Raw genomic sequence first — 11,407 nt, forward strand, 5'->3', positions numbered from 1 at the left:
AATGACAAGCCCCAAGCACAAAAACTCTTCCGCGCTCAAAAAAGACCTGCTGCCCGGCCGCCGCGATGGCTCGAACGCCAAGCCGCGTCCGCGGCCGGCGAGATCGCGGGTGCTTTACAGCCCGGCCGAGGTGCATGAGATTTTTCGCCGTTTTTCCGTTCAGCGGCCGGAGCCGAGAGGCGAACTCGAACATATCAACCCCTTCACGCTGCTGGTGGCGGTGGTGCTTTCGGCTCAGGCGACGGACGCCGGCGTCAACAAGGCGACGCGGGCGCTGTTCAAAATTGCCGACACGCCGCAAAAGATGCTGGCGCTGGGCGAGGCCAAGCTCGGCGACCATATCCGCACCATCGGGCTATGGCGCAATAAGGCCAAGAACGTCATCGCGCTGTCCGAGGCGCTGATCCGTGACCATGGCGGCGAAGTGCCTGAGGATCGCGATCAACTGGTCGAGCTGCCGGGTGTCGGCCGCAAGACCGCCAATGTCGTGCTCAACGTCGCCTTCGGCCAGCACACGATGGCAGTCGACACGCACATCTTCCGCATCGGTAACAGGCTCGGCCTGGCGCCGGGCAAGACGCCGGAACAGGTAGAGCAAGGTTTCCTGAAGATCATTCCGGATGAATATATCCGGCATGCGCATCATTGGCTGATCCTGCACGGCCGCTATGTCTGCAAGGCACGCAAGCCGGATTGCCCGGCCTGCGTCATCGCCGATATCTGCAAGGCCAAGGAAAAGACGACCAGCGTGCCTGCACCACTGGTCGAGATCGGGCCGCTCGGGCCAGTGGAAGCAACTCAGGACCGAGCAGCGGCAACCACTGCCCGCTAGCTGAATCTAAAGTTCCTGTTATGCGGCGACATCCATGTTCAGGAACTCTCCTCGACGAACACCTCTTCGCGCTTCTTCTTGACCGCGGGGAGAAAGACGATGACGAGCACGGCGAGCGCGATGAGGAGCAGGCTGGCGCTGATCGGCCGCGTCACGAAGGTGCTTGGGTCGCCGCGCGAGAGGATCATGGCGCGGCGCAGGTTTTCCTCAAGCAGCGGGCCGAGCACGAAGCCGAGCAGCAGCGGCGCAGGTTCGCAGCGCAGCTTGGTCAGGAGGTAGCCAAGCAAGCCGAAGAAGGCGACGGCATAGAGGTCGTAGACATTGGTGTTGACGCTGTAAACGCCGATCGAGCAGAACGCCATGATGATCGGGAAGAGCACGTAGTAGGGGATGGTAAGGAGTTTCACCCAGAGCCCGATCAGCGGCAGGTTCAAGACAATCAACATCAGATTGCCGATCCACATCGAGGTGATGATCCCCCAAAACAGCGCGGGCTGTTCGATGGCGACATTGGGGCCGGGCACGATGCCCTGGATGATCATCGCGCCGATCATCAGCGCCATTACCGGGTTGGCCGGAATACCGAGCGTCAGCATTGGGATGAAGGAGGTTTGGGCGCCGGCATTGTTGGCCGATTCCGGTCCGGCGACGCCTTCGATGGCGCCCTTGCCGAATTCCCCCGGGTTTTTCGAGACGCGCTTTTCGACGGTGTAGGACGCAAAGGCGGCAAGGATCGCGCCGCCTCCGGGCAGGATGCCGAGCGCCGAACCGATGATCGTTCCGCGCACGATGGGAGCCGCCATGCGCCGAAAATCTTCTTTACTCGGCATAAGGCCGGAGATCCTTCGGATCAGCACGGAACGCTCATGCTCGTTTTCGAGATTGCGCAATATCTCGGCGACGCCGAAGACGCCGACCGCCACCGCGACGAAATTCAGCCCGTCGGCATATTCGCGGATACCGAGTGTGAAGCGGGGCGTACCCGTGTAGATATCGGTGCCGACAAGTCCCAGCAGCAGGCCGAGCACGACCATAGCCAGCGCCTTGACGACCGAGCCGTGGGCGAGCGCGACGGACGAGACCAGGCCGACGATCATCAGCGAAAAATACTCGGCCGCGCCGAATCTCAGCGCTATCGCCGTCAGCGGTGGGGCAAAGATGGCGACGAGGAAGGTCGACACCGTGCCGGCAAAGAACGAGCCTATCGCCGCGGTCGCCAGGGCTGCTCCGGCGCGGCCGTTCCTGGCCATCTGATAGCCGTCGATTGCGGTGACGGCCGACGAGGATTCGCCGGGCATGTTGATGAGAATGGCGGTGGTCGAGCCGCCATACTGCGCGCCGTAATAGATACCGGCGAGCATGATGAGAGAGGAAACCGGGTCGCCGATCTGGAAGGTGATTGGCAACAGCATGGCGATGGTTGCGGTGGCACCGATGCCGGGCAGGACGCCAATCAGCGTGCCGAGAAGGACGCCGATCAGGCAGAAGCCGAGGTTTGCCAAAGATGTGGCTGTCGAAAAGCCGAGTGCGAGGTTGCTGAGGAGTTCCATTTCATCTCCTCACAACGACAGTGGCAACCACGGGCCGAAACGCCGGAACGGCAGGCCGAGTGCGTAGCTGAAGACGACGAATGCGAACAGCGTCAGGCCAGCTGACAGCACGAGTGCGGTCAGCGGCCTCATGCGGCCGCTACCGAACGATGCGATCAGCGCCGTCAGGAAGATCGACGGGATGAAGCCGAGGCCGCGCACCGTCAGGCCGAAGAAGATCGGAGCAGGCAGGATAAACAGCATGCCGCGCCACGCAATGTAACCGATCGGCTCGCTCTCGAAACGCACCGCTTGGACAAGGATGGCGGCGCCAAGCAGGATCAGCACGATCGCCAGCACGAGCGGGAAATAGCCGGGCCCCATGCGAAAGGCGGTGCCGATTTCGAGGCCCAGCGACTGCAGCGCGAAAAAGGCGCCAATAAAGACCAACAGCGCGGCGCATATGCCGTTGGTCCTGTCGATTGCGAAAGGTTTCATTGCGTCCTCCCGGCTCGCCTCATGGGCGTGCCGATGCCGGTGTAAAAAAACGGGGCGCTGATGGCGCCCCGTCAGAACCTTTAGTCGGCGTACTGGCCGGCCGCTTCGATGATCGGCTTCCAGCGCGCGATCTCACTTTCCAGCTTAGCTTTGAGCGCGGCCGGCGTGGCATCGGCCTCCGGCGACGGCTTGGTGCCGAGTTCGGCAAATCGGGCGACGACATTCTGGTCCTTCAGCGCCACCTGCAGCGATTTCGAAAGGCGTTCGGTGATCTCGGCCGGTGTGCCCTTGGGGGCATAGATTCCGTGCCAGATGCCGACCTGCACCTGGGGAAGGCCGGCTTCTATCGTCGTCGGCACGTCCGGCAGCACATCGAGGCGTTGTGGCGAGGTTACGGCATAGGCCTTGATAGTGCCGCCCTGAATCTGCTTGGTGGTATTGGTCGTCTGGTCGCACATGATATCGACCTGGCCGCCGAGAAGATCGGTCATGGCCGGGCCGGTGCCCTTGTAGGGTACGGTGACCAGCGGCGTGCCGATGGCGCTCATGAACAGCATGCCGCACAGATGCGAGGCGGCACCGATCCCGGCATTGGCAACGGTGATGCTGTCCTTGTTGGCCTTGGCATAGTCGACCAGCCCCTTCAGATCGGTCGGCTCGAGATCCTTGCGGCCGACGATGGTCATCGGCACCTCGGTGACGAGGCCGACATATTCGAAGCCGTTCAGCGTGTCGTAGGCGAGCTTTCTATAGAGCGTAGCACTTGTAGCCATGCCGATGTGATGGAGGAGCAGCGTGTAGCCGTCAGGCTCGGCATTTGCGACGCGGCCGGCGCCGAGCGTGCCGCCGGCGCCGCCGACATTCTCGACGATGACCTGCTGGCCGAGGTCTTTCGACATAGCTTCCGCGACAAGACGCGCGACGGTGTCGGTCGGGCCACCGGCCGAAAACGGCACGACAATGGTGATGGTGCGTTCGGGGTAGGTCTGCGCGCCAGCCGCCGACGGATAAAGCATGGCGGCCGCAGCGACAGCCAGCGCGGCGATGAGTTTTCGCATCGTGTTTCCTCCCAGGATATGATTGCCAACCGCTGCGCGGGTTCCTCTAAAAACGACTGTAGATGGAGCAATAACTAGCGCAACCCGACAAATGACAATCGCGCTCAAACGGCAAACTGCACGTTTCTCTGCGCAAATGAGTGGGAAGGTTGGGCCGTGCAATGCCCTTCCTCCAACCTATTCTAGTAGCCGTAGCCGCGCGCCATCGCCGCCGCGAACACCGGGATCAATAGGAAGATCGATGCTTCGGTGCGGACATAGGTGCGAACGGACGCTAGCTCCACCGCAGGAACCTGGAAGCCGGGACTGACGCTCGCCTGCCTGTTCCAGGACAGGAAACGGATGGTCGGGATAATCGACAACAGGCCGACAATGGCGAAGGCGGCCATCTTTGCCCAGAACACCCAATTGTAGACGTAGAATTCCCAGCCTTTCAGACCATAGACGACGCGGCCGATGCCAACGACGATGATCAGCATGGCAATAATGCCGTAGTGGCGGTCGATCCCGACGAGCCGCTTCAGCGTCGCGGCGGACAAGTCGCTGCGGATCAGGACGAATTCGGCGCCGATGATGCCTGCCAACGAAAACACCAGCAGATGATGGAAGATGGCAAGCACAAGGTCGGTGGTGTCCATGCTGGATTCCCTCTGTCGGACGGCAGCGCCGAAACCCAACGCGCCTGAACCAATACCGGAGAAAAACTAACACCGCCTGGCAGGATTCACATCAGCCTGGAAGATGATCTACACAGCCTTGGCTCTTGTTTTTCACAACGGATTTGGATTTCCCGTCTCGTGCGTGTCGCTGTCCCCCTTTTGGAAGACCTGCATTAGGCACCGGCAACACAAACGAGACATGACCATGGCCAGTCCGCATACAATTGTCGCCCCAGTGCTTGAGACCTCGCGCACGGTCCTGCGGCCGCACCGGCTTGACGATTTCGACGCCTATGTCGCTATGTGGGCCGATCCCGTCGTCACCCGCTTTATCGGCGGGAAGCCGCGCACGCGGGAGGAAAGCTGGATGCGCTTCCTACGACACGCCGGCCTGTGGTCGCTTCTGGGCTACGGTTTTTGGGCGATCGAGGAAAAGGAGACCGGCCGCTTCATCGGCGAGGCCGGCTTTCACGATCTGAAACGCGACATGACGCCGTCGATCGAGGGCATTCCGGAGACCGGCTGGGCTCTGGTTTCGGGCGCGCATGGCCACGGGCTGGCCAGCGAAGTCGTCGCACGGGTGCTTGCCTGGGGCGACGAGACGTTCGGCGCCGCGAAGACCGTCTGCATCATCGATCCGGAAAACACCGGATCGCTGAACGTCGCGGCAAAAATGTGGTTATGGCGAAGTGCTGCGAACCGTCTACCAAGGCAAGGCGACCATCCTGCTGGAGCGGCAGCCCTGACGGGCGCCGTCTGGCCTCTGCCTGCCACGTCGTCCGGCGTCGAGTTCGCCTGCCTGAAGATCGCACAGTCCGATTGTGCCGCATGCGGCGTGTTCTGTCTTTGACAGGAGGACGCAAACTCTGCATGAATTTTATCGAGCGGGTCTGAAGTCAGGCCACGTTTCTGGCAGGCACCGGAGGAGGTGTCGCGATTTGGAGGAATCCCATGCTGAACAGACGCCGATTCTTGATGAGCACCGCGGCAGCAGGTGCTGCCGGACTCGCGGCATCGCATTTTGTCCCCGCCTTCGCGCAGGACGCGCCGCAGCTGCAGATTTTCGTGCCGGCGGCGCCGGGCGGCGGCTGGGACCAGACGGCGCGCGCCATGGACCAGGTGCTGCGCAGCGAAAAACTGATTTCCGGCTCGCAGATCACCAATGTCGGCGGCGCCGGCGGTACTGTCGGCCTGCCGCAATTCGTCAACCAATGGAAGGGCAAGGGCAATGCGCTGATGGTGGCCGGCATGGTCATGGTAGGCGCCATCATCGCCAACAAGGCGGCCAACAACCTTACCGAGGTCACGCCGATCGCCCGCCTCACCGGCGAGTTCGAGGCGCTTGTGGTGCCGGCCGCCTCCCCGTTCAAGACGGCCGCGGACTTTGTCGCTGCTCTCAAGGCTGACCCGACGCAGGTTCCGGTTGCTGGCGGTTCGGCCGGCGGCTCGGACCATATATTGTTCGGCCTCATCGCCAAGACCGTTGGTGTTCCGGCCACCAATCTTTCCTATGTGCCGTTCGCCGGCGGCGGCGAGGCGCTTTCGGCGCTGCTCGGCAACCAGGTCGCGGCCGGCATCTCCGGCTATGGCGAGTTCGCCGAACAGGTCAAGGCGGGTGCGCTGCGGCTGCTGGCCATCTCCGCGGACAAACGCCAGGAGGGGATCGATGCGCCGACGATGAAGGAAGCAGGCATCGATGTCGAGCTGTTCAACTGGCGTGGCGTCTTCGCACCGCCCGGCGTCTCGGACGCCGACAAGGCAGCAATGATCAAGCTGATCGAGACCATGGCCAAGAGCGACGCCTGGGCCACCGAATGCAAGAACCGCAACTGGACGCAGATCCTGCTCACCGGTGACGACTATGCGAAATTCGTCGCAGAAGACACGGCCCGTATCGGGACGATCCTCAAGGACCTCGGTCTAGCGTGATGCTCTCGGCAAGGGGTGGCAGCCTGCGCCAACCCTCGCCGACTTTCGCCAGCCGCATGGACATACGCGGCGCCGGAGGTGAAACTACGCCGAGATCGGCCGGGTGAGACCGGTCCAAGGAGAACCGGCCCCAAGGGACCGACATTGGGAGGACGATGATGAGCACCAGCGACCAGCCGGCGCCGCCGCGCCTTGCAGTGCCCGAACTGCTGATCGGCGTCGGGCTCCTCGCCTGTGCGGGTGCGGTTGCCTGGCAGACGCTGGCAATCCCGGTGTCGCCGCTCTATTCCAAGGTCGGTCCGACCGTCTTTCCCTACATCACCATGACCGGCATGGTGATCCTGTCGCTGCTGCTCATCATTGCCGCCTTGCGGGGCGGCTGGCAGCCGGAGGACGAAAAGGCGACGCCGACCGACTGGAAGGCGATGGGCATCGTCGCCCTCGGACTGATCGCCAACCTCGTGCTGATCCAGCCGCTCGGCTTTACCGCGGCATCTGTCATCATGTTCGTTCTCATCTGCCACGGTTTCGGCAGCCGGCGTCCGCTGCGTGACGTGCTGCTCGGGCTGATCCTGGCGCTGGCCGCCTATTTCGGCTTTGCCAGGGCGCTCGGCGTCAATATCGGCGCCGGCTTCATCGAAAACCAGCTGAACGCGATCGTCGATTCGGTCGTCGCCATGCTGAGGGGCTGACGCCATGGAAACGCTCGGCCATCTCGCGCACGGATTTTCGGTCGCCTTCTCGCCGATCAATCTCATATGGTGTCTGGTCGGCACCACGCTGGGGACTGCGATCGGCGTGCTACCCGGCCTCGGGCCGGCACTGACCATCGCGCTGCTGTTGCCGATCACCTATCAAGTGGCGCCGGAGGCGTCCTTCATCCTGTTTGCCGGCATCTACTACGGCGCGATGTATGGCGGCTCGACGACATCGATCCTGCTCAACACGCCTGGCGAAAGCGCCACCATCGTCACCGCGCTGGAAGGCAACCGGATGGCCCGCTCCGGCCGTGGCGGTGCGGCCCTGGCGACCTCGGCGATTGGTTCCTTCGTCGCCGGCACGCTGGGCACGATCGGCGTTGCCTTTCTGGCGCCGATCGTCGTCAAATTTGCGCTGGCCTTCGGCCCGGCCGAATATTTCTCGCTGATGGTGCTGGCCTTCATCACGGTTTCGGCGGTGCTCGGCTCGTCGTCGGTACGCGGCCTGACCAGCCTGTTCGCCGGCTTCGTCGTCGGCATGATAGGCGTCGACCTGCAGACGGGGCAGCCGCGCTTCACCTTCGGCATGAGCGAATTGCTCGACGGCGTCGACGTCATCGTCGTCGCCGTTGGCCTGTTCGCCGTTGGCGAGACGCTTTACATGGCCTCGCGCCGCTATGCCGGCAAGGACGAGATCGTGCCGTTGAAAGGGTCGCTTTACATGACCGCGGCTGAATGGTCGCGCTCGTGGAGGCCATGGCTGCGCGGCTCCCTGATCGGCTTCCCGATCGGCGCCATGCCGGCCGGCGGTGCCGAAATCCCGACCTTCCTCTCCTATGCCATCGAGAAGAAACTCTCCAGACACAAGGACGAGTTCGGCACCGTCGGTGCCATCGAGGGCGTTGCCGGACCGGAAGCGGCCAACAATGCATCCGCGGCCGGCGTGCTGGTGCCGATGCTGACGCTCGGCCTGCCGACATCGGCGACGGCCGCAATCATGCTGTCGGCATTCCAGAGCTACGGTATCAATCCGGGGCCGCTGCTGCTGACGACGCAGGCCGACCTGGTGTGGGGGCTGATCGCCAGCCTGTTCATCGCCAACGTCATCCTCGTCGTCCTTAACCTGCCGCTGATCGGGCTTTGGGTGCGATTGCTGAAGATCCCGGCGCCGCAGCTCTATGCCGGCATCCTGGTGTTCGCCACAGTCGGCACCTACGGCATCTCGCAATCGCCGATCGACCTCGTCATCCTCTATCTGCTCGGTGCCGCCGGTTTCCTGATGCGGCGTTTCGATTTTCCGACCGCGCCGGTTATCATCGGCATGATTCTCGGGCCCCTTGCCGAAACGCAGTTCCGCCGCGCGATGACCATCTCGAACGGCGATTGGACGGTGTTCTACAAGCATCCGCTGTCGCTGACGTTGCTGACGCTGGCCTTCATCGGGCTGGTTGGACCGCATATCTGGGCCTACATCGAGCACAGACGCATGCGGGGACCGGAGCACGTGCCGGGCGATGCCTGAGCTGTTCGTGACGTCATGACAGACTTGCTTTCCGGCATCCGCATCCTTGACCTGACCAATGTGTTGGCCGGCCCCTATTGCGCCTACCAGCTGGCATTGCTCGGGGCCGACGTCATCAAGGTTGAGACGCCGCAAGGCGGCGATCTGGCGCGCCAGCTCGGCGCCTCTCCGGAGCTCAACCGGGCGGGCATGGGCGCTTCGTTCCTGGCGCAGAATGCCGGCAAACGCTCGGTGGCGCTCGATCTCAAGCAGGAGGCCGACCGCGAACGCTTCCTCGATCTGGTCGCTTCGGCCGACGCGCTGGTCGAGAATTTCCGCCCCGGCGTCATGGACCGGCTGGGGCTTGGCCATGCCAGGCTGAAAGAAGTCCGGCCAAGCCTTGTCTATTGTGCGATATCGGGCTTCGGCCAGACCGGGCCGATGCGCGACAATCCAGCCTACGACCAGATCATCCAGGGTCTTTCCGGGATTATGAGCATCACCGGTACACCGGAAACGGCGCCGCTGCGTGTTGGCTATCCGGTCGCCGATACGCTTGGCGGGCTGGTCGGGGCGTTCGCCATTACCGCCGCATTGGTCAAGCAGAAGACGACAGGCGAGGGCGCGTTCCTCGACGTCTCGATGCTCGAATGCACGCTTTCTGCGCTCGGCTGGCCGGTGTCGAACTATCTGACGGCGGACGTCGAGCCGCAGCCGATGGGCAATGAAAACATGACGGCCGCACCGTCTGGCGCGTTTCGCACCGGCGACGGCTTGCTCAACATCGCAGCCAACAAGCAGGAGCAGTTCGTCACACTGTGCCAGTTGATCGGTCGGCCGGAGCTGGCGTCGGACGTCCGCTTTGCCGAGCGAGAAACGCGCAAGCAGAACCGCATTGCATTGAAAGCGCTGATCGAGGATGCCTTGGCGAGCGGCTCGGCCGCCGCCTGGGAGGAGACGTTCAATCGCGCCGGCGTGCCGGCAGGCCGGGTGCTGACAATCCCGCAGATACTGCAGGAGCGACAGGTGATCGAGCGCGGCATGACGGCCCGCTTCCCGGCTGTGTCCGGGATGGACCAGCCGCTGACCGTGGTGCGCGGCGGCTTCATGGTCGATGGCGAGGCACCTTTGCCGAGCAGGCCGCCGCCGGCGCTCGGCGAGCATATGGGCGAGGTTTTTGCCGGCCTGCCGCCGCGTGCCAGGAAAAGAGCGAAGGCATGAGCGGAACGCAAAACAAGACTGGTCGCGCACGCGGCGAGGAATGGTGGCAGACCGGCATCATTGAGATGCGCCCCGGCGTCATCCGGCTGCGCGGCTATGAAATCCAGGATCTGATCGGCCGCGTCAGCTTTCCGGCAATGATCTGGCTGATGCTGCGTGGCGAACTGCCAAGCGAGGAGCAGGCGGCGCTGCTTGGCATCGCGCTGGGTGCTGCCGTCGACCATGGGCCGCAGGCGCCGTCGATCGCCATCGCCCGTATGGCGATCACCTGCGGCGTCGGCATCAACAGCGCCATGGCATCAGCCGTCAACGTGCTTGGCGATGTGCATGGCGGCGCCGGCGAACAGGCGCTTTCCTTCTACGGAGACATCGCTGCCGAACTGGACGCCGGCATGCCGCTTGCGGACGCCGTGTCGGCGCGGCTCGATCGTTTCCTTGCCGGGGAAAACGGCTATGTGCCCGGGCTCGGCCATCGTTTCCATCCGGTCGACCCGCGGGCGCCCCGCCTCATCGAGCTAACCCGCGACTTTGCCGCGCGCGGCATCGTCAGCGGGCGCTTCGCCGACATTGCCGAGGCGATCGAGGCCGAGGTTGCGCGGCGCAAGGGCAAAAAAATCCCGCTCAATATCGACGGCGCCACGGCCGTCATCTACGGCGAGCTCGGCTTTCCGCCGCCGCTGACGCGCGGTCTTTTCGTGCTGTCGCGCTCGGTCGGCATCCTCGCACATGCATGGGAACAGTCGCAGGAAAGCGACCGCAACAAGGGGCCGCTGCCGCGCGAATGGCTGTGGGCCTATACCGGCACGCCGGTGCGGTCTTTGCCCGAGGGCGACGGCGGCAAGTGAGATTTCGGTTGAAGTGTGACGGCGGCAGGCGCCGGGGCCAATTCCATCCCGATCCAGTCGGGACAGCCTCGGTCTTTTATTGAGCGTGATCTTTTCCGAAAGCCGGATTCTTTTTTTTGGAATTATACTCCAGCTCGGGAATCCTGACGTTCCTCACCAGCGTCGAGAGATCCGGCTCGTCGATGAGCACCGCCGCGTCGGCCGGCGCCAGCCACGCACGCTGACGCCTCTTGGATTCTTCCCAGTCGGCAAGTTCCTCGGTTACCTCCAGCAAATAGACGACGACGTCGACACGGACGAAGCGGTTCGCCAGCCGCTTCCAGTAGCAATAGGTGCCGGCCGGCTGTTTCAGTGTCTTGCCCAGAACGCCGGCTTCTTCCTGTGCTTCGATGGTGGCCGCCTTGCGGCCGCTCTTGCCCTTCATCGGCCAGCCCTTCGGCACAATAAAGCGCCTTGTCGTTCGCGATGTAACCAGCATCACCTCGACGTCGCCATGCTCGTTCAGCCGAAACGGAATCGCCGCGACCTGGCGAATCCGGTCGCCCTTCCTTGCCTTGCGTACGACCTTCTTCTTGCTGGCTGCCATTCGATAATCCAGTCGAGGCGGTGCCCAAAGGGCAAGGGCAGCGTTGCAAAG

11 protein-coding genes and 1 pseudogene are annotated in these 11,407 nt (G+C 63.3%); 7 read left to right on the forward strand and 5 right to left on the reverse strand.

The window, feature by feature from the left end:
• Position 1: 1 nt before the first annotated feature.
• On the forward strand, positions 2-832 hold the full coding sequence (nth, locus tag NKJ72_RS07120; protein WP_352476414.1) for an endonuclease III: 831 nt from the start codon (positions 2-4) through the stop codon (positions 830-832).
• A gap of 38 nt (positions 833-870) precedes the next feature.
• Here nth and NKJ72_RS07125 read toward each other — a convergent pair whose 3' ends face one another.
• From NKJ72_RS07125 to NKJ72_RS07140, 4 genes are all read right to left on the reverse strand, one after another.
• The gene (locus tag NKJ72_RS07125; RefSeq protein ID WP_352476415.1) at positions 871-2,382 is read right to left on the reverse strand and encodes a tripartite tricarboxylate transporter permease; all 1,512 of its coding nucleotides are present in this window, start codon (positions 2,380-2,382) and stop codon (positions 871-873) included.
• Positions 2,383-2,391: 9 nt separating this feature from the next.
• Positions 2,392-2,859: a tripartite tricarboxylate transporter TctB family protein gene (locus NKJ72_RS07130; RefSeq protein WP_352476416.1), complete on the reverse strand. Its 468-nt coding sequence runs from the start codon at positions 2,857-2,859 to the stop codon at positions 2,392-2,394.
• Positions 2,860-2,939: 80 nt separating this feature from the next.
• Entirely contained in the window at positions 2,940-3,917 is a 978-nt protein-coding gene (locus NKJ72_RS07135; protein WP_254816829.1) for a tripartite tricarboxylate transporter substrate-binding protein, read from the reverse strand.
• A gap of 182 nt (positions 3,918-4,099) precedes the next feature.
• Positions 4,100-4,555, reverse strand: a complete 456-nt coding sequence (locus NKJ72_RS07140) for a DUF2214 family protein (protein WP_352476417.1) — start codon at positions 4,553-4,555, stop codon at positions 4,100-4,102.
• Positions 4,556-4,781: 226 nt separating this feature from the next.
• Between NKJ72_RS07140 and NKJ72_RS07145 the strand changes: the two are divergent.
• From NKJ72_RS07145 to NKJ72_RS07170, 6 genes and pseudogenes are all read left to right on the forward strand, one after another.
• Positions 4,782-5,322, forward strand: a pseudogene (locus NKJ72_RS07145) (GNAT family N-acetyltransferase).
• A gap of 205 nt (positions 5,323-5,527) precedes the next feature.
• A complete protein-coding gene (locus NKJ72_RS07150) occupies positions 5,528-6,505 on the forward strand; it encodes a Bug family tripartite tricarboxylate transporter substrate binding protein (RefSeq protein WP_352476418.1) in 978 nt (325 codons plus the stop codon).
• 158 nt (positions 6,506-6,663) lie between these two features.
• Complete coding sequence (locus tag NKJ72_RS07155; RefSeq protein WP_352476419.1) at positions 6,664-7,197, forward strand: tripartite tricarboxylate transporter TctB family protein; 534 nt, start codon at positions 6,664-6,666, stop codon at positions 7,195-7,197.
• A gap of 4 nt (positions 7,198-7,201) precedes the next feature.
• Positions 7,202-8,725, forward strand: a complete 1,524-nt coding sequence (locus NKJ72_RS07160) for a tripartite tricarboxylate transporter permease (RefSeq protein ID WP_352476420.1) — start codon at positions 7,202-7,204, stop codon at positions 8,723-8,725.
• Positions 8,726-8,740: 15 nt separating this feature from the next.
• Complete coding sequence (locus NKJ72_RS07165) at positions 8,741-9,925, forward strand: CaiB/BaiF CoA transferase family protein (protein WP_352476421.1); 1,185 nt, start codon at positions 8,741-8,743, stop codon at positions 9,923-9,925.
• Positions 9,922-10,770 carry a citryl-CoA lyase gene (locus NKJ72_RS07170; RefSeq protein WP_352476422.1) on the forward strand — a complete coding sequence of 283 codons (849 nt, stop codon included), beginning with the start codon at positions 9,922-9,924 and terminating at the stop codon, positions 10,768-10,770. Before NKJ72_RS07165 ends, NKJ72_RS07170 begins: the two co-directional genes overlap by 4 nt.
• Positions 10,771-10,846: 76 nt before the next feature.
• On the opposite strand, the gene NKJ72_RS07175 is transcribed toward NKJ72_RS07170, so the two are convergent.
• A complete protein-coding gene (locus NKJ72_RS07175; protein ID WP_352476423.1) occupies positions 10,847-11,356 on the reverse strand; it encodes an NUDIX hydrolase in 510 nt (169 codons plus the stop codon).
• Between the last annotated feature and the right edge of the window lie 51 nt (positions 11,357-11,407).

The organism is Mesorhizobium sp. M0045 (assembly GCF_040323385.1).
Lineage (GTDB): Bacteria > Pseudomonadota > Alphaproteobacteria > Rhizobiales > Rhizobiaceae > Mesorhizobium.

Bases quoted from the DNA above. Each gene is read 5' to 3' on its own strand.
- nth (WP_352476414.1), top strand. From the start codon at position 2: ATGACAAGCCCCAAGCACAAAAACTCTTCCGCGCTCAAAAAAGACCTG.
- NKJ72_RS07165 (WP_352476421.1), top strand. From the start codon at position 8,741: ATGACAGACTTGCTTTCCGGCATCCGCATCCTTGACCTGACCAATGTG.
- NKJ72_RS07150 (WP_352476418.1), top strand. From the start codon at position 5,528: ATGCTGAACAGACGCCGATTCTTGATGAGCACCGCGGCAGCAGGTGCT.
- NKJ72_RS07160 (WP_352476420.1), top strand. From the start codon at position 7,202: ATGGAAACGCTCGGCCATCTCGCGCACGGATTTTCGGTCGCCTTCTCG.
- NKJ72_RS07130 (WP_352476416.1), bottom strand. From the start codon at position 2,859: ATGAAACCTTTCGCAATCGACAGGACCAACGGCATATGCGCCGCGCTG.
- NKJ72_RS07170 (WP_352476422.1), top strand. From the start codon at position 9,922: ATGAGCGGAACGCAAAACAAGACTGGTCGCGCACGCGGCGAGGAATGG.
- NKJ72_RS07125 (WP_352476415.1), bottom strand. From the start codon at position 2,382: ATGGAACTCCTCAGCAACCTCGCACTCGGCTTTTCGACAGCCACATCT.
- NKJ72_RS07135 (WP_254816829.1), bottom strand. From the start codon at position 3,917: ATGCGAAAACTCATCGCCGCGCTGGCTGTCGCTGCGGCCGCCATGCTT.
- NKJ72_RS07140 (WP_352476417.1), bottom strand. From the start codon at position 4,555: ATGGACACCACCGACCTTGTGCTTGCCATCTTCCATCATCTGCTGGTG.
- NKJ72_RS07155 (WP_352476419.1), top strand. From the start codon at position 6,664: ATGAGCACCAGCGACCAGCCGGCGCCGCCGCGCCTTGCAGTGCCCGAA.
- NKJ72_RS07175 (WP_352476423.1), bottom strand. From the start codon at position 11,356: ATGGCAGCCAGCAAGAAGAAGGTCGTACGCAAGGCAAGGAAGGGCGAC.